The organism is Lichenicola sp. GTC18331, from assembly GCF_055386855.1.
The window spans coordinates 3,225,285-3,247,055 of record NZ_AP045015.1 but is presented as its reverse complement, the minus strand read 5'-3'; the positions used below and the strand labels follow the sequence as shown (position 1 = coordinate 3,247,055).

The following is a 21,771-nucleotide window of genomic DNA, read 5'->3' as shown; positions in this document are numbered from 1 at the left end:
GCCCGAAACGCCGACCGCTCCTTGATCAGGATCAAGGCGCCGCATCCCGTTCGCAACGAGGATGGCGGCCATGAAGAATGCCCAAGCCGCCCCCGCGCAAGCCGACCATCGCGCAGCGCGCAAACGCAGACGCGCCTGGCTCGCGGAAGTTAGCCGGCCGGGACGCCGGTGGACGCAGGCAGCGACCGGATGGCTTCTCGCCGATGCCCTGGCGGCCGCGGGTTTCGCGGCAGCCCTCGGCGGAGCGGTCGAGACCGCGACGGAAGCGTTCCGGGCTGGCCATACTCTCTCGGCCGGCCGACTTTCGGCTTGGCTGCTGCTCGGCCTGTTCTGCGCCGTGCTGCGCGGCGTCGCCAACCGGCAAAGCGCGCTCTGCGGCAACACGGCCTCGGTCGAGGTGCGGGTCCGCCTTCGGAGCCGCCTGTCCCGCGCCCTGCTCACTCGTTTCGGCCGCCAGGCGGACGACGCCGCCACGCTGGGCACCGCGATCACCGCGCTGGCCGGCGGCGTGGACAGCCTGGACGGCTACGTGTCGCGCCTGCTGCCAGCGCGGCAGGCGGCGGTACCGGCACAGCTGCTGATCCTGCTCGCCGTTGCCTGCGGAAGCTGGTTCGCCGCCGCCCTTCTGCTCGGCACGCTGGTGCCGTTCGCCCTGATCATGGCCCTCGCCGGGGGTGCCGCCGCCGACGAAGCCAGACAGCAATTCGACGCGCTGGCCCGCCTGTCAGGTTTGTTCGGCGACCGCATCCGCCATCTGCCGCTGATCCTGGCCGCGCGCGCCGAGCGGCGTCAGGCCCAGCTCCTCGGCCGCGCCTCGGCCGATCTGCACCGACGCACCATGCGCGTGCTGCGCCTCGCCTTCCTGTCCTCGGCCGGGCTTGAGTTCTTCGCCGCCCTCTCCGTCGCCCTGGTGGCGATGTATTGCGGCTTCTCGCTGCTCGGCCTGCTGCCGTTCCATGCGCCGGAACAGCTCACGCTGGGACGCGCCGTGTTCGTGCTGGCGCTGGCGCCGGAATTCTTCACCCCCATGCGCCGGCTCGCCGCCGCCTATCACGACGAGCGCGCTGCGGAAGCGGCCGCCGACCGGATGGCGCCGATGGAGAATGCCGGTCCGGCCCGCGCCACCGAGCCGCATCGGCCGCACGCCACACCCCCGCATCTGCGCTTCGAAGCCGTCAGCGTGCGCTATCCCGGTTGCGACCGTCCGGCGCTGGACGGACTGGAAATGGAAATCCGTCCCGGCGAGATGGTGGCGCTGCTCGGCGAAAGCGGCGCAGGCAAGAGCAGCATCATCAACCTGCTGCTGGGCCTCGCCCCGCTGACCGGCGGCGAGGTCTGGATCGACGACGCCCCGCTGACCAGCCTCGGCGACGTTTCCGCATCCGCGAGCTGGATGGGACAGAACTCGTTCCTGATCCCGGGCGCGGTGGGCGAGAACATCGCCCTGTCCCGCCAGGACGCCACCCCGGACGAGATCCGCGACGCGGCGCAGGCGGCCGGGCTGGAGCAGTTCGGCGCCGGCGCGGTGCTGCTCGACCGCCAGCTCGACGGACGCGGCGGCGGGCTGTCCGGCGGCGAGCGACGCCGGATCGCCCTCGCCCGCGCCCTTCTCAAGCCGTCTTCCCTGCTGCTGCTGGACGAGCCGACCGCCCATCTCGACCCGGAAGCCGAAGCCGCCCTCATCCGCACCATCCGCGAAGCCGCGCGCGGACGCACCACCATCGTCGCGACCCATTCGGCCACCTTGGCCGCCACCGCCGACCGCATCGTCAGGCTGCACGCATCATGAGAACCAGGACGCATCGCCCCTCCGGTATCCGAGCGCTGGTCCGGCGTGAATGCCGCGCCGAACGGCCCCGTCTGATGGCCGCCGCGCTCAGCGCCGGTCTCGTCGGCGCGTGTTCCGTGCTGTTGCTCGGTCTGTCCGGCTGGTTCATCGCCGCCACCGCCTTCGCCGGCAGCGCGGCGGCGGCAGCTTCGTTCAACGCACTGTTGCCGTCCGCCACCATCCGCCTGCTGGCGATCCTGCGCACGGGCGGACGCTACGGCGAACGCTTGTTCGGCCACGACGCCGTGCTGCGCGGATTCAGCCGAATCCGCCCGGCCTTGTTCTCGCAGCTCGCCGCAGGCGCACCTGAAACAGCCCTCGCCCTGCCGGAAGGCGACGCCGTGTCCCGTCTGGTGAACGATCTCGACGAGATCGAGCATCAGGCGGTGATCCGCCACACCGCCAGCTGGTCCTGGCTCGCCACGCTGGCAGCCGGCTTCGCGCTGCTGCTCCCGTTCGGCGGCTGGACCGCGTCGGCCTGCGTAGCGCTGCCGATCGCCGGTCTGCACGGCCTGGCCGCCGCACTCGACCGGCGCGCACACCGGCATGAGGACGGCCTCGCGGCCACGCGTGCGGAGCTGCGCGACGCCCTGTCCCTGCTCTGCGACGCCGGCGCCGAACTTCGCACCTACGCGCTGCAGGACTGGATCACGGCGCGCATCGAAGCCCTCTCGCGCAAACAGGCCGCCGCCGAACGCGGCATCGCCCGGATCGGCGGCTGGATGGTGCTGGCCCGCGTTGCGGCCTCCGGCATCGCGGGGATGCTGGCCCTCGGCGTCGTACTCGGAACGATGCAGGGGCATGACGGCGCATGGCGCATCGAGCGGGCGGTGCTCTGCGCTTTGACCGCGACCATGGTGGTCGAGGGCGCTGCCGAACGTTTGCGCGGCACGCAACGTTGGCAGGCCGCACGCGAGGCCGAAACCCGGCTGGACGAGATGGCAGGCACGCCGTCCCCCGTCCGGACCGGCAAAGGCCGTCCGAGCGGGCCGCTGACGCTGGACTGGCTCGACGGCACTATGCCCAGCCCGCCCGGCGGAATCGTGGTGCTGCTCGGTGCGTCCGGCAGCGGCAAGACCACGCTGCTGCATCGCATGACCGGGCTGCTCACCCCGCCCCCGGGCTGCATGGCGATCGGCGGCTGCGATCTCTCCGTGCTCGATCCCGCCGATGCGCGCCGCTGCTTCGCGCTGATGCCGCAGGATGCGCCGCTGCTGATCGGCACGATCCGCGAGAACCTCGCTCTGATGCGCCCGCACGCCACCGACGCCGAAATGTGGGACGCGCTGCATGTCGCCGCCCTGGACGACCGCATCCGGCGCATGCCGCAGGGCCTCGACACCTGGCTCGCCGCCGATGCCGCCCTGTCCGGCGGCGAACGTCGGCGGCTCACCCTGGCCCGCACCCTGCTCTCCGATTCGCCCTGGCTGCTGCTCGACGAACCCACCGAAAGCCTGGATGCCAGCACGGAAGCGCTGATCCTCGAACGCTTGCCGCAAAGACTGCGCCGCCGCCAACAGGGCGCGCTGATCGTGACCCACCGCACCGCGCCGCTGGCAATCTGTAGCGAGATCCACGCGGTGAACCCGAACGGTGGACCGCAACGCCGCGAACCCTATCCGATGAAACAGTGACCAGGCTCCGTCCGGTCGACATCGTCGGGTATCGCCACGACCAGACAAAGTGCCGATCCGAGATCCACGCCTCGGCAACCAGACAACTTTTGACATCCAAAACTCTCGTTTCGGACGTTTTGGGGTTCGGTCGGCTCACTCACATCGCGTCGCTTCAGGAGATGTTAATTTTGTTACTTTAACAGAATGGAAAGACCTGGCGCAGATGATCGGTCGCAGCGGAATCGCCTCCCAACCGACTGGACGGACATGCCTCTCTCTGACATCGCAACCGGATCATGTGCCAGCCGCCCGGGTCCGACCGTCCCATCACACACTGCTTTGCGGTCCGCGACTCTGCTCGGAACAACCATCCTGGCATCCTACCTCTTCACCGTGATGGCCGGCACGGCTTTGGCCCAGGACAAGCCGATCGTTATGGCATTGCCTGGCAAAAACGGCGCCAATGGCCATGCCAGGATAATCGGGTCGAACGACAGAGCCCAGCCAGGTGGCGACGGCCAGGTGCTGAACTTCGCCAATCCTCCGACAACGCTGAGCGGCCGGTTCGACCGAACCGCGATATTGCTCAGCTCTCTGGGCGGCACAGGCGGCCGAGGCGACGCTTTCGGACTTAGCGATGTTCCAGGCGCCGCTGGCGGCAACGGGAACGCGGTGACCCTGACGCAGAACGGCAATCTGCTTGGTTCAGGCAATCAAACCAACCTCACCCCCCTCATCCAGGCTTGGTCCACCGGCGGCAATGGCGGCGCCGCACAACAGATCTTCGGACGCGGCGGCGCGGCAGGCCCGGTGACGGTGACACTGAACGGTTCGACGGTGACCAGCGGCGACCGTTTCGGCGGACTCTGGGCGAGATCGCTGGGCGGTAAGGCAGGCGACGGCGGCACCCGGGAAGAACTCGCCACTTTGGACACGGGGGGCAATGCCGGCCTCGTTTCCGTGACCCTGTCCGCAGATTCCACAGTCACCACCCACGGCACCGATGCGCCGGCCGTGCTGGCCGAGTCGCGCGGCGGCGACGGCGGATTCCGAGGCTCTGGCACTTTCTATTCCAAACCCTTCGTGTCGGATGGAGGCGTCGGCGCCGATGCCCGGATTACCGCAGCCGGTACGATTGACGTGGCCGGCGCAGGCGCTCCCGCAATCGTCGTGCAGAGCATCGGCGGCAATGGCGGCAACCAGGGCGATTCCGGCGGACGCGACGCAGGTGCGGGAGGCAACGCGGGCAACGCGCAGGCCACGGTATCCGGCAAGATCGCGACGCACGGCAATGGAAGCCAGGCTGTCGTGGTGCAATCGGTCGGCGGCAGCGGTGGCAAGGGTGGCAACGGCGTATTCGTCGGCGGCGATGGGGGCGCCGCTGCTGGCGGCGCAATGGCGAAACTCGATAACAGCGGCATCGTATCCACGGACGGCAACGGTTCGGCAGGCCTGCTGGCGCAGAGCATCGGCGGCGGAAATGCCATGGATGCATTTCAAAGCGTGTCTCTCAAACCCCGCAGGACGGGGGGTGGGGGCGCCGGGGGCCGCACCTATGGATTCTTCTTCGGGCTCGGTGGCGATGGCGGCACAGGCGGTAACGGCGGCTATGTAACCGTGAGCAACACGGGCACCGTGACGACGGGCGGCGACGGCGCCTGGGGACTGGTTGCGCAAAGCATCGGCGGTGGCGGCGGCGACGGGGGCGAGTCCAGAACGTTCAATCCGTTGCTGGGGATCGCCCTCGGCGGACGCGGCGGTGGCGGCGGCAATGGCGGCGAGGTCTATGTCGAAACGACCGGCGATACCGCCGACCCGGCCCCGGGCATCCGGACGCTCGGGAACTCCGCCGGCGGCATTCTGGCCGAAAGCGTCGGCGGCGGCGGCGGGCTCGGCGGCACGGCACGACCGATCACAGCCGGGGTCGTGATATCCGTGGCCTACGCCATCGGCGGCGACGGCGGCAAAGGCGGCGACGGCGGTGGCGTGACCGTGAAGAACGGCGGCGTGGTCAAAACGATGGGCACCGATTCCACCGGTATCACCGCCATGAGCGTTGGCGGCGGCGGCGGCCAGGGCGGCGATGCGAGCAGCTATGCCATCGCAACATCCCCACCGGGCGAAGAACTGCCATCCATCGCCATTACCCGCTCCGTTGGCGGTTCGGGAAACGCCGGCGGTTCTGGCGGCACCGTCATCCTCAACAATACGGGTTCGGTCGAAACCGAGGGCAGGCAATCGTACGGCCTCAAGGCGCAAAGCATCGGCGGCGGCGGGGGCGATGGCGGTGCGGCCGCCGCTGAAAGCGCCATGCTCGGCTCCTTCATCAACCTCAGCGACAACACCTCGATCGGTGGCCGAGGGTCCGGAACTGGCGAGGGCGGCACTGTAACGCTCGACAACCAGGGAACGGTGCGCACAGGCGGCAGCTTTTCCACCGCGGTCTACGTCCAGAGCATCGGCGGCGGTGGGGGGACCGGCGGCACTGCCGGTGCCGACACTTATGTAGGCGTCCCGAAACAACTCCCCGGTTCGGACTATCTGTCCACGGCGACCAGCCTGATAACGGCAGACAGCATCAGCCGCACCATTGCGATCGGCGGCGATGGCGGCGGCGGTGGCAATGGCGGTCGCGTTTCGGTCGACAACGGCGGTCACATTCTGACCGAAGGTTCCAACTCCGGCGGCGTGTTCGCACAAAGCATCGGCGGCGGCGGTGGTGGCGCAGGCGGATTCAAGGGCAGCAATCAGGCCACTGCGAGCATGGACCTTTCGGTCGGGGGTCAAGGCGCCGGCGGTGGCAATGGTGGCGCCGTCACCGTCCATAACCATGCGACGGGCACCATAACCACCACGCAAAACGGCTCCTACGGCATCGCGGCTCAGAGCATCGGCGGGGGTGGCGGCTATGGCGGCGCGTTGAGCGCCTCCAACAGCAGCAAAAGCGCCACCGCCGAGAATGGCTACGACGTCGTGAAGAACGTATCGAACAGCTTGCTTTCGGACAACAAGCTTGTCGTCTATCTGAATAAAGAGCTTAAACTCAATATCCCGGCATTCGACAAGAAGTCGACAACACAAAATAATCTGAAAGAATACACGAATTTTATGAAAGGTCTCGACTATCTCCTTTCGACGAAAGACAGCGTCGTGGAGATGGCGTTCAAGGGTGCCTATTTCGTCGCGCTCGATGCTTTCGAAACGCAGATGAAAGAACAACTCGACAAGCTCAATGCCAAAACCCTGAAGGTTCCTCCCGCTTCGCTTACCATGAGCGAGGGCGGAGGCGGCGGCAAAGGCGGCACGGGTGGCGCCGTGACTGTGACCAACGATGGCATCATCACCACGTTCGGCGGCAAAGCCTGGGGTATCATCGCTCAATCTGTTGGGGGCGGTGGCGGCGTTGCCGGCGAAGCGAAAGCCGATGGCAGCAAGGGGATCGACCTGACCGCAGCAATCGGCGGCAAGGGCGGTGGTGGTGGAACCGGAGGCGAGGTTACCGTGACCAACAACGGTACGATCTCGACGGCCGGCAGCGATGCCGCCGGCATTTTCGCTCAAAGCGTCGGCGGCGGCGGCGGCATCGGCGCTCAGTCCCAGGCGCAGGGTAAAAAGCCGGTCAGCATCAACATTGCGTTGGGCGGAAACGGGGGCGTGAACAATGTCGGGGGGGCGGTCACGATCAGCAATACCGGCTCGGTGAGCACCTCTGGACAGAATGCCCACGCCGTTTTCGCGCAAAGCATCGGCGGCGGCGGCGGGATGGACATTGTCTCTCCGGTAGAAGATCCAGACCGGCAAGTTATCAGCGCAGATCAGGCTGCGCTCAACGAGGCCCTGAACGTCACGGCAGAGGTTCTGCAGAAAGCCGGTGTTGCGTCCGGCATCGCGACTGCCAGCGGCAACGACTACGGTTTGCTATCAACCTCGTTTGCGATCGGTGGCAATGGAGGAAAAGGCGGAAATGGCGGCAAGGTGAGCGTGATCGGCCGTGGCAGTCTCGCTACCACGGGAGACGGGTCCTTCGGAATTTTCGAGCAATCGATCGGCGGCGGAGGCGGCAACGGCGCCGTCGACCAAGCACGGCAGGCTGACATTCCGACCAACACGCACTTTATATTTGGCGGCCGGAACGGCGCGTCGGGTGATGGCGGCAGCGTCAACCTCGATTTCACCGACCTCAGCGTCACCACATCCGGACAGAGGGCCACTGGTATCATGCTGCAGTCGGTTGGCGGCGGCGGCGGTCAGGCAAACAGCGCTAAGGACACGACGGTCGCCGACGGAATTGCCTCCGGCAATGGAGGTGTCATCAAGGTGACCGGCAGCGGCCTCATATTGCGAACCAGCGGCGCAGAGGCATCCGGCCTTTTCGTGCAGAGCATCGGCGGCGGCGGTGGGATTGTATCCGGAACAACGATAGTCACACCCGGCACGGTACGCTACGGCGCCAGCGGAACCGGCGGGAAGATAGACATCGACGCAGGTGGCAGCATCGTCGTCAGCGGTGACGGATCCGATGGTATCCGGGCACAGAGCGGCACACAGACCACCACCGGTGCGCTTGACCCGAACCGCAAAGGCGGTGGCATCGCCATGACCTGGTCGGGTCAGGTGCAAGGCGGCGCTGGAACTGGCACGGGTATTCGAATGGACAGCGTCGCCGACAACACGCTGACGCTGAAATCTGGCTCAAGCATCAACGCGCTCTCAGGCAATGCCATCGTTGCCAGCTTCGGAAAGAACGAGGTCATGAACCATGGCACGGTGACCGGCAACGTCCTCCTGGCAGGCGAAGGCAGCACCTTCAACAACATGTCTGGCGGCGTCTTTCTTACGGGCTCAGCCGTTACTCTGTCAGGCGGCAATCTTTTGAACAGCGCGGGAACACTTGAGATTGGCGGCGCCGGAACAATCGCCTCGACACGTCTGGTCGGCAATCTCGCCAACAATGCAACCATGAACGTGGACGCCGACTTCGACAGGGGGGTGGCAGACCACATCACGGTCACCGGTGGTGCTGCCATTGGCGGCACGGTCAATGTTCGTCTCCTCGGGCTACCGGATACGTTCGACCCCAAGAACATGCCGATGCTCACCTTCGTCAGCGCCGATAGGCTCGACTTTGCCCAGCCCACACTCGGTTCGACGGTTGTCCTGAACTACCAAACGGCACGCGCCGGCAACGATCTATCGGTCGGCATCAAACGCGCCGATTTCGCCCCAGCCCGGGTCATGGACATGCCTGGGACCACCGACAACATGCGAAACGTTGCCGATTACTATCAGAAGGTTTGGGACTCCGGGCAGCTCGGTGGACAGGCCGAGCAGTTCCGCAATCTGGCGAGTTTCACTGATCCTGTTCAGTATCAAGCTGAATTGTCGGACGCAGCGGCCGACCAACAGGCTGTTCCCGGGGCCATTGAAGTCCTCGACGCCAACCATTTCCACAACACGCTGCATAGCTGTCCCGTCTTCATCGAGAACGGAACCCTGCTCGGCGAGCAAAGCTGCTTCTATCTTCGCACAATCGATACCGCCTCAAATTTCTCAGGCGGAGATGGCGGACCCGGTTTCAAACAGACCAGCGTGACGACTGAGATCGGCGGACAGATCATGGTAGCGCCGAACTGGTTCCTCGGTGGAGCGGTAGCACCAGGCAATAGCTGGACCCGGGGTTCCGAAAGCGGTGTCGCCATCAACAGCCGGTCGGTCGATATCGGCCTTGTCGTCAAGCATTTCGTCACCCCGCGCCTGCTCGTCGGCGCCTCTTTCAGCTATGGCCATGAACATTCCGACACCAGCCAGATCGTCGACGATATCGATACACCCGGGATAGCCAGAGCAAATCAGACGTTACACCGCGTGACCGGCCGCCTTCGTGCCGAATACGATATTCCACTCGGTCAAGCTTACGTGCGTCCGAAGGCTGACATCGATGTCAGCCACATCTCCATGCCCGCCTACAAGGAGACCGGTGCCAGCTTCATGGACATGGTATTCGACAAAACCAGCAAGACGGTCGTCGCTCTGACGCCAACACTCGAACTGGGTGGAAGGGTCGGACACGGCTCGACGATAGCCCGGCTCTACAGCGATGTCGGTCTCACCTACGTCGTCAATCCGACTTGGTCTCAGCAAGGACGTTTTGAAGGTGCCCCTGACGATGCCGTTTTCGCCACTGAATACCGAAGCCCGCAACTGGTCGGAAACCTTTCGATAGGCTCGGAGATCATCGCCTGGAAAAAGTTCGCTATTCAGGTCGAATATAATGGCACGTTCAACAGAAATTACGTCGAGCATGCAGGAACCGGACGTGTGAGCTACCGCTTCTGACGTCGCTCGAACGCATAGCACCCGAACGCAGCGTCATGCGCTCGGGTATGCTGCCGCATAACCAAGAAAATCCGTCTATCAACTTTCCTAAGGCGAAGGAATTTAGTTGACGACTTCCGTTGCAAAACCCTCCGCCAGGATTCTGAGAGTTGTTGAACCGCCGTATCCGCGCCGCGTCCGAGGGCAGGCAAAAGGCGAGAGATGTTACGAGCCAACCCGACACACGAATCATCGTCCCCTGCGATCCGAGGTACCAACAGGCTAGGCGTCCGGCACGAGGTCCAGATTAACCCATACCTCTATCACCTCCCCGGACTACCTCCTGACGTTGCTATCCGTTCTGCATGTAGACAGGACGTGCTATGGACATGGGGAGCGCTCTCCGTTCCGGTAGCGCGTTCCTCCAAAGTTCGGCGGTTCAAAGCGCTGGACGCTTCGGTGCGCGCTCGAACATCGGCCAACCCGCCGGTACCGCGCGGCGCTGCTTGATCGCCACGACGTAACCGGCCTCGTTGAGCGCATCGGCGATCAGTTCGGCGATCTCGCCTTGCAACGTGGCGTCCACCTTGTCCTGCACCGGGCCATGATGACGCATGCCCAAGGCCTGGCGCACGGCAAAGGCGGCATCGCGTCGGTCGAGCGGCAGAAGCGAACGGCGATCCTGAGTGGCGAACATGAGAAAGTTCCTTCCTGGAGTGGAAGGAACCCTAGCGGCCCTGAAGCGAACGAATCAAGAACAAAAGAACGTCGGTGTCCTCGTTAGTGCGCCAGCGACAGCTCCGATACGCGCCGGCTGGCAGCCAAGTCCCAGACCAGAATGCGATCCGGGCCGCCACCGGTGAGCGTGATGGACAGCATGGTGTCGGACTGGCGGGTGACGGCCTGGATATGCGTGCCGGCGGGCTCGTCCAGCGTGACCCTGCCCCCATCGGCCAAGCCTGGCACAGGAGTCGGGATCGCAGCCACCGCCTTGTGCGGCGTGCTCAGCCGATGCACGACCACACCGATCAGCCCCGCCGTGCCCGCCAGGATCAGCACACCCATGCCGATCACCAACCCCAACAGCGCTTTTTGTCCCTGCATTTCCACCACACGGTTTGAGCGTTAAGCCGGTCGGATGAACGAAGCACCCGAACCGATCGAGATCGTCGTTGGCCCGGAGCATGACGGACTCCGCACCGACCGATTCCTGGCCGAGACCACGGGTAGCCTGTCGCGCTCGCGCATCAAAGGCTTGATGGAAGCCGGGCACCTTCTGCGCGACGGCCAGGTGCTGCGCACCCCATCCGAACCGGTGCGCGCCGGAATGCGCTTCACCCTGGCGCCACCCGCTGCCGTGCCCGCACAGCCGCAGGCGCAGGCGATCCCGTTTCCGATCCTGTTCGAGGACGAACACCTTCTGGTTCTCGACAAACCCGCCGGCCTTGTCGTGCATCCGGCGCCCGGCAACGAGGACGGCACGCTGGTGAACGCGCTGCTGTCCCATTGCGGCGACAGCCTGCCCGGCATCGGCGGAGAGAAGCGGCCGGGGATCGTGCATCGTCTGGACAAGGACACTTCGGGCATCATGGTGGTGGCGAAGACCGAGCACGCATTGGCCACGCTGTCGGAGAACTTCGCCGCCCGCACGGTGGAGCGCTCCTATTTGGCCCTGTGCTGGGGAATGATCACCCCCTCTTCAGGCACGTTCGAGGGGCCGATCGGCCGCGATCCACGCGACCGCAAGCGCATGGCGGTGGTCGAACGCGGTGGCAAACCGGCTCTTTCGCATTACCGCACCCTGGCCGTGTCCTCGGGTTCGGTCAGTCTGGTGGAATGCCGTCTGGCCACCGGGCGGACGCACCAGATCCGGGTACATTTCTCCCAGGCAGGCCATCCCCTGCTGGGCGATCCGGTTTATCTTCGTCGCATTCCGGCAGCCGCCAAGCTATTATCCCCTGTAGCGAAAGGGGCGGCGCTGGATTTCCCGCGCCAAGCCCTGCATGCCGCGACACTCGGTTTCATCCATCCCGAAACCGGCGAAACGCTCAGGTTCGAGACCGCGCCCCCGGAGGATTTCGCGACACTGCGGCGCAGCTTGTTTGAATGAACGTTGTTTCATGACGGATTAAATTGACAGGACCGCAGCGGTCCTGTTACTGAATCGGGCAACAGCGAAGGGCGGGCGTGCCCTTCCGCCAGGACGTTCCGGGATGCTTCGCCGCCGGGCGGGAAGGGTCTCGGGGACGTGAAGTCCTTCCCCCGCGCCCATGCGCTGCGCTGCGAAACCCGCTTCGCACTGTGCCGTAAGGACAGTCGAATGCCTGCAGCTTCCAGGCGAAAGGAGCCGCTCACATGGTCTCTGCCGTCATCAATGTCAGTCCGGAGGGGAACCTTTCCCGCTATCTCCAGGACATCCGCAAATTCCCCATGCTGGCTCCGGAGGAGGAGCTGGCACTGTCCCGCGCCTGGCGCGACCACGAGGACAGCAAGGCCGCGCACAAGCTGGTCACTTCGCATCTGCGCCTCGTCGCCAAGATCGCCATGGGCTATCGCGGCTACGGACTTCCGATCGCCGAACTGATCAGCGAGGGCAATGTCGGCATGATGCAGGCCGTGCGCCGGTTCGACCCGGATCGCGGCTTCCGTCTGGCGACCTACGCGATGTGGTGGATCCGTGCCGCGATCCAGGAATACATCCTGCATTCCTGGTCTCTCGTGAAGATGGGCACGACCGCTGCGCAGAAGAAGCTCTTCTTCAACCTGCGCCGCTTGAAAGGCCAGATGCAGGCGATCGAGGACGGCGACATGCAGCCGGAACAGGTCGATCACATCGCCACCACCTTGGGCGTGTCCAGCACCGATGTGGTGAACATGAACCGACGCCTCGCTGCACCGGACCACAGCCTGAACGCCCCGGTGCGCGCCGACAGCGAGGGCGAGTGGCAGGACTGGCTGGTGGATGAGGCCGACAGCCAGGAAGAAACCCTGGCCGAAAGCGAGGAATTCAGCGGCCGAAAGGCTCTCCTCAGCAACGCGCTGAAGACGCTGAACGATCGCGAGCGGCATATCCTGACCGAGCGCCGGTTGAACGAAGAGCCGTCCACGCTTGAGGATCTGTCGCAGCACTACAACATCTCGCGCGAGCGCGTTCGCCAGATCGAAGTGCGCGCCTTCGAGAAACTGCAGAAGGCGATGAAGACCCAGGTGGCAACGCGGCGCCTGGAAGATCAGGCCGCCTGACGATCCCCGGCCCGGCATCGCGCCGGGTCGGGCGATAGGGTGCGATGTCTACCGACAGCCCGGTCGCAAGACGCGGCTGTTTTCGTTCGTGGTCCTTGCGAAGCTCCGAGACGGCGTCTCGGTCAAAGCGGCGGCAACGGCGCCGCCGCTGGCATCGGACCCCACTCGTCCTCGATTTCGCCGATTCGTGCCATCATGCGCCGTCTCTGCGACGCAGCGGCGATGTCGGACTGGATGCGTAAGGCCGCCGTTGCCAGTTCCGACACCAACCAGCCGGCCAGCAGCGCGATCCAGCCGACAGGCACCACCATGGGCTGGCGAAGGAGGACTATCGCCGCGGCCGGCGTGGTGTCGCCGCCCCACAGAACGTGAAGCGGGTGCACGCAACTGGCCAACCCGAACAGCAGCGACGCCTGGATGGTGCGGCCGCCGCCATTGCGGCTCATCGCCAAGGCGAGGCCGGCCAGGGGCAACAACAGGACTCCCACCAGAATCGCGCTGCCCGGCGTCAGCATCAGGATGACGCCACAGACCAGTCCTCCCCCCCAGAGTCCGGCGAAACCGGGCGTGTCGGCCTTCTCCTTCTTCGCCCGTTTCTCTTTTCTCTTGCCGGCAGCACCGCTCACAGGACGAGTTCCGTAATCACGGCGAGCAGCAGACCGATCACGCCGGCGGCGATGCCGAGATCCTGCCCACCGATACGGGCATTCCGCGCACGCTCCTGACCGGCATCGATGCTGGCCTGGTGCCCGGCACGCAACGCCTCGACCTGTCCGCGCGCGTCTCTAAGCGCCTGTTCGTCCAAGGCGCGCGCTTCGTTGTGCTCCACCAGGGCCAGTATCGCGGGCAGATCACCGGCTTCCGCAACGCGCTCGAGGCGCTCCAGGCGTCGAGCGCGCCGCCCTTTTCCGGGCCAGGACTTCAGCCGCTCACGGGCTGCCGGTAGCAGACGTGCGGCGAGACGGGGGCAGCCGCTGTTTTGCCCGGTCTTCTCCGATTTCTGTTTCTGCGCCCCCGCCAGAAGCGTGAGATCGAGCATGGCGGAATCCTTGTCCGCGATCGCTGGCAATGGACCCGAATGATCATCCGTCCCGACTCTGGCGGCGAGCAAAGCCAGCATATGCGTATCGAGCAGGCGACCAGACCCTGCCTGCTCGCCTTCCTGCGCCTCCAGCGCTGCCAGCAGCTGCTCGGCGCCCAGAACCCAGCTGCGCTGCAGAACCGGCGACAGGCATGGCAACAGCGGGTTCAACGCGTAGCACAGACCGGGCAGGCGCAACCCTGCGGCCAGTTCGGCCACCCGGCTATTGCGCCGCTCCACCTCCTCTACCGCAGCCGAAACGACGCGGCCGGACACGAAGCACCACCGCCGCAAGGCGCGGACTTTCAACATCTCCGCGACGGGTGCGAGATCACCGCCCTCGGAGACGAGGCGCGCCAGCATGGTCGGCACGGCGTCCGGCCAGATCCAGACGCCTTGCCAGAACATCGGCGCCAGCGGGTCCAGCATGGCGATCACCTGCATCAGCAGCATGGCATCGCTGCCTTCGAACGTTCGATCCCGCCCCGTTCGCAGCGTTTCCTCGATCCTCATCGCGATCGCCGGCTGCTCCAGCGCTCGTCTCAGCCACTGGTCCACGGTTCCAGCACGCAGAAACGCCAGTGCCTCCGTCGGCTGCCGGCTGAAGGCCTGGGCCAGCATGCGGGCGGTGTAGACCGGCGTCCTGCCCAGCATCAGCGGACGCGGCGCACGTGCATCCGGCCGCGCCGTCTTGGGACGCTCCGCACCGACACCCTGGTCGGCCAAACTCGACAGGGACGGACGCCCCACCGGATCGTCCGACAGCATGGTACGCAGCAGCGATGCCAAGGCCGGCGGCATGCGCTCGTTTCCGGCCAGCAGCTGGAACGAGCCGATTTCCAGCTTGCGTTGGACGATCTGGCCATCGGTCATGTCGGTCAGAAGCGGACGCCCGAGCAGCAGTTCGAGCAGAACCACGCCCAGCGCATAGACGTCATCGGCGGCCAGGCCGGGGCCGCGGCAATGCGGTGTGCACAAGCCGCTCGATGGCGGCTCGTAGAGCACCGGCTGGTCGAACGCGAATGGCACAAGGCAGCCCGGGCCGAGCAGGACCCGGCCGCTCTCGGACCGGAACAGATTGGCCGGGCGCACGGCGCGGTGCGTCAGCCCTGCGGAATGAAGCCGGCCCAGGGCCTGCGCGAGCGGCTTCATCACGGTATTGACCAGTTCCGCTTCACTCAGAGGCTGGGCGAACGGCGCATCCAACAAGGACGGCCCAAGCGGCGCATCGCAGACGATCCAATAGGCGCCGCCGCCGGTCCCATGCGCCACGGGCATCAGCAGGCCGGAATTGAAGGTGTGGATATAGTTCTGCAGATTGGCTGGCGGCGGGGCGTCGCGACGGGCCCGCACCGCCACCAGAGGCGGCGCCGTCACCTGATCGATGGCGGTCGCGGCATAGTCCACTGCGCATGAGAACAAGCCGCCGTAACCGTCCCGCGGCTGATCCGGCAGGACCCGGTAGCGCCCGCCGATCACGATGGAGCCCGACTCCGCGTCCCCGTTTTCCGTCATTCCCCGTCGCCGCCTTGCCTGGGCGCGAGAATGGACGCGGTGTGATGAAGAAACCGTAAACGGTGCCGGTCACGAGCCCGGCACCGCCCTCGTTCCGACCGGCGCTTCAGCCCTCGAACGGGTCGCGCATCAGAATGGTGTCGTCGCGCTCCGGGCTGGTGGAGAGCAGCGTCACCGGCGCTTCCACAAGCTCCTCGATCCGCTTCACGTATTTGATCGCCTGCGCCGGCAGTTCGGCCCAGGAGCGGGCGCCGCGCGTGCTGTCCTTCCAGCCTTCCAGCGTCTCGAAGATCGGCTCGACCCGGGTCTGCGCCATCGGCGCGGACGGGAAATGGCTCAGCTCCTTCCCGTCCAGGCGATAGCCGGTGCAGATGCGGATCTCGTCGAGCCCGTCCAGAACGTCGAGCTTGGTTAGAGCCAACCCGTTAATCCCGCCCACGCGCACGGCGCGACGCACCAGAGCGGCATCGAACCAGCCGCAACGGCGCGGACGGCCGGTGACGGTGCCGAATTCATGACCGCGACGGCCGAGTTCGGCACCGGTTTCGTCGAACAGCTCGCTCGGGAACGGTCCTGCGCCGACACGGGTGCAGTACGCCTTGGCGATGCCCAGAACGAAGCCCACCGCACCCGGCCCGACACCGGCGCCGGTACCGGCATTGGCGGCCACGGTGTTGGACGAAGTCACGAACGGATAGGTGCCGTGATCCACATCCAGCATCACCGCCTGCGCGCCCTCGAACAGGATGCGCGTGCCGGCACGACGCGCCTCGTCCAGACGGTCCCAGACCGGTTCCATGAACGGCAACAGCTTCGGGGCCAGGGACAGCAGATGCGACAGCAGCGCGCTCTTCTCGAAGGTCTCGGCGCCGAGACCGGCCAGCAGCGTGTTGTGATGGAGCAGGATCTCGTCGAGCTTCCAGTCCAGCGTTTCCGGCTCGGCCAGATCGCAGATCCGGATGGCGCGACGGGCCACCTTGTCCTCGTACGCCGGGCCGATGCCGCGCCCGGTGGTGCCGATCTTGCGATCGCCGCGCGCCGCCTCGCGGGCACGGTCGATGGCGCCGTGCACCGGCAGGATCAGCGTCGCGTTCTCGGCGATGCGCAGCGTGTCCGGCCCGACCGGCAGACCCTGCGCACGGACGCGGTCGATCTCGCCCAGCAGCGCCTCGGGGTCGACCACCACGCCGTTGCCGATGATGCCCATCTTGCCGCGCACCAGACCGCTCGGCAGCAGGCTCAGCTTGTAGGTCTGGTCGCCCACAACCAGCGTGTGACCGGCATTATGCCCGCCCTGGAAGCGCACGACGATCTCGGCGCGGCTGGCCAGCCAGTCGACGATCTTTCCCTTGCCCTCGTCGCCCCACTGGGCGCCGATCACGGTGACATTGGACATTGGGCGGCTCCGGAAACGAGGTTCAGAGGGCGACGGCGTCGTCGCCGCGAAGAAGATGGGTGCAATGGAGGCGGCGCGCTTCGGCCTCCTCCGCCACAGCGGCAGTCGCGACCGTGGCGTAGCCCTCGGCGCGCAAACGGGTCAGCAGCGCCGGATCGGCCCCGCGCGTCACCAGCAGCCGCGGACGCGACGGCTTCGGCGGAGCCGCACGCAGCAGCGCCTCGGTGCGCAGCGTCAGACCACAGGCCGGCTCGTTGTTTCCCCCCAGATACCGCCCGCCACGACCAAGCTCTTCATGGCGACCGGCGGCATACACCGTCACGCACACGCCCGTATGGTAGCGCCAGCCGCGGAACTCGATCGGGTCGATGGTCAGGCGCAAACCGGGTGCGGCGCGCTCGATCGCCGACACGGTCTCGGCCAGACGATCGCTCAGCGCCCGTGCGGCCGGCGGCAGAGGCTGGGCGCGCAAGACCTCCAGCGCCTTTGCAGCCGGACCGGCGGACAGCAGAAGCTCGGACAGAATCGGCGCCATGCGACCGCCCAGACGCGAAACGTCCGCGGCGTCCTTGCGGTCGAGCGCCCGCATCAGCACAACGCGATCCGCCTCCGCCACGCCGGCCTCGGCGATCAGGGCGGGTGCCAAAGGCGGCATGGTCAGGTCGAAGGAGATGCGCTCCAGCCCCAAGGCCGAAAGAGCCTCCGCGCCGATGGCGACGATCTCGGCATCGGCCTCAGGCGAATCCTCGCCCAGCAGTTCGATCCCAGCCTGACTCACCTGGCGGTCTGACGACAGCGAACCGCCCTTCACCTGCACGCAGGCGCCCGAATAGGACAGACGCAGCGGGCGCGGCGCGTTCACCAGACGGGTGGCGGCGATACGCGCCACCTGCGGCGTCATGTCCGGACGCAGACCCATCATCCGATGCGTGTCGGGATCCATCAGGCGGAAAGTCTGCTCGGCCACGGCGGCACCGGAACCGGACAGAAGGCTGTCCTCGAACTCCAGCAGCGGCGGCTTCACACGCTCGTAGCCGTGCGAGGAGAACACGCCCATCAGCGTTTCCACGCCCTGCGCCTCGATCTCGGCATCGGGCGCCAGCAGGTCGCGCAGGCCGGCAGGCAACAAGGCACGGCTGAAGCCGCTCGGCTCCTCGCTGCCGGGATGGGTGTCGTCGCTCATGAGGCGTCCTTACCATCGGCATCCGCGCGGATGAAGCACCGCGGCGTGGAAGCGGTCCTGCACCGAAACGATAGCGACTTAGCCGCCATGGGCGCGGCGCGTTTCCGCCCAGGCCCAGTCTAGCCACGGCAGTGCGGCCTGGAGATCACTCGTTTCCACCGTCGCCCCGCCCCAAAGGCGCAAACCGGGCGGCGCGTCGCGATAGGAGCCGGCGTCCAGAGCAGCCCCTTCTTTATGAAGAAGAGCAGCGAGCGATTTCGCCACCGCGGCCTGCTCGGCTGCAACAAGCCCCTCGAACCAGTCGCCGCTGAGACGCAGGCAGATGGAGGTGGACGAGCATGTCGCAGGATCGGCGGCCAGGAAGGACGCCCAGGGGCATGTAGCCTCCCATTCGGCGATCGCGGCGAGATTGGCCTGCGAGCGCCGGATCAGTGCCGGCAGGCCGCCGATGCTCTCCGCCCAGCGCAGCCCGTCCAGCGCATCTTCCACGCAGAGCATCGAGGGCGTGTTGATGGTGTCCCCGCGAAAGATCCCCTCGATGAGCTTGCCCTTGTTGGTCAGGCGGAAAATCTTCGGCAACGGACGCAGCTTCGGCGCAGCTTCCAGACGCTCGACGGCCCGCGGCGACAGAGCCAGCATACCGTGTGCGGCTTCCCCGCCCAGCACCTTCTGCCAGGACCAGGTCACCACATCGAGCCGGTCCCAGGGCAGATCCATGGCGAAGGCGGCGGAGGTGGCATCGCAAATCGCCAGACCGTCATGCTCGGCCGGGATCGCCTCTGCGCCCGGCATGCACACGCCCGAGGTGGTGCCGTTCCAGGCGAAGACGACGTCACGCGACCAGTCCACGGCGCCAAGATCGGGCAACGAGCCGTACTCGGCCGACAGCACGCGAGCCTCCGTCGGTTCGAGCTGGGCGGTGATGTCGTTAGCCCATTGGGCGGAAAAACTCTCGAACGCCAGCACGTCCACAGGGCGCGTACCGAGCAGCGACCAGAGCACCATCTCCACGGCGCCGGTGTCGGAGGCCGGAACGATGCCGAGACGCCAATCCTCCGGCATGCCGAGCAGAGCCCGCGACCGGTCGATCACCTCGCGAAGAGCGGCGGCGGTATCGGCGGCGCGATGCGACCGGCCGAGCACCGCTCCCCGGAGTGCATCGAGAGTCCACCCAGGACGTTTGGCACAGGGGCCGGAGGAGAAACGCGGATTGTCGGGCAGGCGCTGCGGCCGCTGGGTCGTGCTCATGGGAACGGGCCGTCTCGGTTGAACGGTGGGACACGGAACAACGCGGGCCGGGATGACGGCGCGCACTTTCGGCGGGTCCGCCGTCTATATCCTACGGTGCAGCACCATGTAACACGTCACAGCGCGAGGCGGCGGGTCGGGTCGGCCCCGTCCGGAAAGACTGGTGCGGGTGGTCGGGCTTGAACCGACACTCCTTGCGGAACCGGATTTTGAGTCCGGCGCGTCTACCAATTCCACCACACCCGCATGCAGTCGATCGGCTCCTAAACCATTTCGGGCAGTTCCGAAAGGGTTCCGGCACGGATCAGCCGCGCCGATGGATGCCACATTCCGTCTTGTTGCTGCCGGACCAGCGCCCGGCGCGAGCGTCCTCGCCCTCCCCTACCGCGCGGGTGCAAACGGCACACCCGATGGACGGAAAACCGCGTGCCACAAGAGGATGCGCCGGCAGATTTCTGCGAGCGAACTCGGCCTGGATACGCGGTCCGTCCCAATCGGCGATCGGGTTCAGCTTCAATTGATCGCCATCCAGTTCCACGAACGGGATCGCAGCGCGGGTACTGGCCTGATGGCGCTTGCGGCCGCTGATCCAGCCTTCGAACCCGCCCAGCGCATCGGCCAGTGGTTCCACCTTGCGCAGGGCGCAGCAGGCATCGGTATCGTATTGCCAGAGCTCACCGCCCGGATCGCGATCGGTCAGAGCCGCGCGATCGGGCGAAACGGAGCGCACATCGAGCAGGCCGAGTTCGCGCGTCAGGGTATCGCGATAGGCCAGCGTCTCCGGAAAATGCTTGCCGGTTTCCAGGAACAACACCGGCACGGTGTCGTCGATCTCGGCGATCAGGGCGAGCAGCACGGCGGATTCCGCCCCGAAAGAGGACACCGTGGCGATCCGGCCCGGCATCATCTGCAGCAACACATGACGTAACAGCATGCGCCCGTCCGCACCCTGCGCCTGCAGGGCATTCAGACGTTCGAACGCGTCGCGGACATCGCGCGCCTCTGCACGGGCCGGAATATCCGATTGCAGAGTGTGAAAATCGGATTGTAGGTCCATGGCCTGTGGAATCCTTCGGAACGCGCTCAGATATAAAGGACGCACCCGCGAAGGAAAGGTTTTATTTCACGTTGCAAAGCTGGATTGTATTCCCGACAGAGCAACGACGACGCAGCGTGAAAATAGCGTCAGCCGTGCAGGATCGCGGCGCAGAACCTTTTGGAAAGGGCGCCGGAATCCTCGTCCTCGGCCACCAGGCCGATCAGTTTCAGCTCGTCGACGTATTGTGCGATCTGTTCGCGTAGTTCCTGCCCGACCGGATGCACAGCATGGTTCTCGGCCTGCAGCATCTTGAGGATCGAGTCCTGCGGCATGTCCGGAAGCTGGTCGGCCATGACGCTGGCGGTCTCGGCCAAATGGCTGGCCACGGCACGCGCAGCATCCTGGAACGCCAGCACCAGCGACACCGCCGCGCGCGGATCGCGGTCCAGCAGGTCGTTCCGCGCGCCCAGGACGCGAACTACCCTGGTTCCGTAGCTGCCGGTCATGGAGGACGCCAGTTCGTTCAGATGCAGCGACTCCTTCGCCTCCCAGATCACCGGATCATGGCCGCCGACGGCCTGCGCCTCCCCGCTGGCCAAGGCCTCGCCGAACCGTTCCGGCGCGACCGAAACCCAGTTCACGTCCTTGTTCGGGTTCATGCCCTTGCGCCGCATGACGATGGAAAAGAACAGCCGATCCGCCCCTGCATCCGGACCGCCGGCCGCGTCAGGGAGAGCAATGGTGTGGCGGTAGAGATCCTCGATGCGCTTGAAGCGCGACTTGCGATCGACCAACAGGCGCGAACTGCCGCTTTGCAGGCCGCAGATCAGCTTGGCGTCGAGTCCGCCGAGCAACTCCGGCAGCCAGGATAAGGCCGGCGCGATCGCCACGTCGGCGGCCCCCTCATGCAGCTGGGCCAATGCCTGCCGCCCGGTATCGGCTCCGTCGAGAACGGTGATGTCGAGATTGTAGCGATCCATGAAACCGTCCCGCAGCGCCATGGCCAGCACCGGATCGTGCTGAGGATGCGGGCAGGCGAGCTTGAGCTTGCGGAACACGCCGTCCGGCTGCGCGTGCGGGGTTTTGCCCGCATGGTCGAGCCGGTCGCGCAGCAGGAACCCACCACCTGCCAGCACGCCGACACCGGCGAGACCGCCCAGAACCGCGCGGCGGCCGGGTCGGAGAAAGGGGCGCTGGCTCATGGAAACGGTGCTCCCGAGGATGGACAGGGGGCCGGTCGCGAAACTGACACGAATCCGCCGAGGGGGTCTTTACGTCCCCTCGAGAGCTCCGCTATAGGGTGCGCC

The 21,771-nt window shown here is 66.1% G+C and carries 14 protein-coding genes and 1 tRNA gene; 5 read left to right on the top strand and 10 right to left on the bottom strand.

Annotated elements, in window-relative coordinates:
- Window positions 1–70: 70 nt before the first annotated feature.
- From cydD to ACZ5BM_RS14900, 3 genes are all read left to right on the top strand, one after another.
- Window positions 71–1,789, top strand: a complete 1,719-nt coding sequence (gene cydD, locus ACZ5BM_RS14910; RefSeq protein WP_498908902.1) for an ABC transporter ATP-binding protein/permease — start codon at window positions 71–73, stop codon at window positions 1,787–1,789.
- Entirely contained in the window at window positions 1,786–3,462 is a 1,677-nt protein-coding gene (locus tag ACZ5BM_RS14905) for an amino acid ABC transporter ATP-binding/permease protein (RefSeq protein WP_498908901.1), read from the top strand. Before cydD ends, ACZ5BM_RS14905 begins: the two co-directional genes overlap by 4 nt.
- Window positions 3,463–3,840: 378 nt before the next feature.
- On the top strand, window positions 3,841–9,780 hold the full coding sequence (locus ACZ5BM_RS14900) for a hypothetical protein (RefSeq protein ID WP_498908900.1): 5,940 nt from the start codon (window positions 3,841–3,843) through the stop codon (window positions 9,778–9,780).
- A gap of 418 nt (window positions 9,781–10,198) precedes the next feature.
- Here ACZ5BM_RS14900 and ACZ5BM_RS14895 read toward each other — a convergent pair whose 3' ends face one another.
- Window positions 10,199–10,456 (bottom strand): hypothetical protein, encoded by a 258-nt coding sequence (locus tag ACZ5BM_RS14895; protein ID WP_498908899.1) that lies wholly within the window; start codon window positions 10,454–10,456, stop codon window positions 10,199–10,201.
- An 83-nt stretch (window positions 10,457–10,539) separates the two neighbouring features.
- The gene (locus ACZ5BM_RS14890) at window positions 10,540–10,863 is read right to left on the bottom strand and encodes a hypothetical protein (protein WP_498908898.1); all 324 of its coding nucleotides are present in this window, start codon (window positions 10,861–10,863) and stop codon (window positions 10,540–10,542) included.
- 34 nt (window positions 10,864–10,897) lie between these two features.
- Here ACZ5BM_RS14890 and ACZ5BM_RS14885 point away from each other — a divergent pair, with 34 nt between their 5' ends.
- The gene (locus ACZ5BM_RS14885; RefSeq protein ID WP_498908897.1) at window positions 10,898–11,869 is read left to right on the top strand and encodes an RluA family pseudouridine synthase; all 972 of its coding nucleotides are present in this window, start codon (window positions 10,898–10,900) and stop codon (window positions 11,867–11,869) included.
- Window positions 11,870–12,114: 245 nt separating this feature from the next.
- On the top strand, window positions 12,115–13,002 hold the full coding sequence (gene rpoH, locus ACZ5BM_RS14880; protein WP_498908896.1) for an RNA polymerase sigma factor RpoH: 888 nt from the start codon (window positions 12,115–12,117) through the stop codon (window positions 13,000–13,002).
- Between the two features lie 122 nt (window positions 13,003–13,124).
- On the opposite strand, the gene ACZ5BM_RS14875 is transcribed toward rpoH, so the two are convergent.
- The 8 genes from ACZ5BM_RS14875 to ACZ5BM_RS14840 form a co-directional block, all read right to left on the bottom strand.
- The gene (locus ACZ5BM_RS14875) at window positions 13,125–13,628 is read right to left on the bottom strand and encodes a hypothetical protein (protein WP_498908895.1); all 504 of its coding nucleotides are present in this window, start codon (window positions 13,626–13,628) and stop codon (window positions 13,125–13,127) included.
- Window positions 13,625–15,598 carry a serine/threonine-protein kinase gene (locus ACZ5BM_RS14870; RefSeq protein ID WP_498908893.1) on the bottom strand — a complete coding sequence of 658 codons (1,974 nt, stop codon included), beginning with the start codon at window positions 15,596–15,598 and terminating at the stop codon, window positions 13,625–13,627. The genes ACZ5BM_RS14875 and ACZ5BM_RS14870 overlap by 4 nt, the downstream gene beginning before the upstream one ends.
- Window positions 15,599–15,704: 106 nt before the next feature.
- Window positions 15,705–16,994 (bottom strand): adenylosuccinate synthetase, encoded by a 1,290-nt coding sequence (locus ACZ5BM_RS14865; protein WP_498908892.1) that lies wholly within the window; start codon window positions 16,992–16,994, stop codon window positions 15,705–15,707.
- Between the two features lie 22 nt (window positions 16,995–17,016).
- Window positions 17,017–18,177, bottom strand: a complete 1,161-nt coding sequence (locus tag ACZ5BM_RS14860) for an ATP phosphoribosyltransferase regulatory subunit (RefSeq protein ID WP_498908891.1) — start codon at window positions 18,175–18,177, stop codon at window positions 17,017–17,019.
- Window positions 18,178–18,255: 78 nt separating this feature from the next.
- Complete coding sequence (locus tag ACZ5BM_RS14855) at window positions 18,256–19,425, bottom strand: phosphoserine transaminase (protein ID WP_498908890.1); 1,170 nt, start codon at window positions 19,423–19,425, stop codon at window positions 18,256–18,258.
- Between the two features lie 161 nt (window positions 19,426–19,586).
- Window positions 19,587–19,671: transfer RNA gene (locus ACZ5BM_RS14850), tRNA-Leu, on the bottom strand.
- 58 nt (window positions 19,672–19,729) lie between these two features.
- Window positions 19,730–20,482 carry an adenylyl/phosphoadenylyl-sulfate reductase gene (locus tag ACZ5BM_RS14845; protein ID WP_498908889.1) on the bottom strand — a complete coding sequence of 251 codons (753 nt, stop codon included), beginning with the start codon at window positions 20,480–20,482 and terminating at the stop codon, window positions 19,730–19,732.
- Between the two features lie 128 nt (window positions 20,483–20,610).
- Window positions 20,611–21,666 carry an ABC transporter substrate-binding protein gene (locus ACZ5BM_RS14840; protein WP_498908887.1) on the bottom strand — a complete coding sequence of 352 codons (1,056 nt, stop codon included), beginning with the start codon at window positions 21,664–21,666 and terminating at the stop codon, window positions 20,611–20,613.
- Window positions 21,667–21,771: the final 105 nt, after the last annotated feature.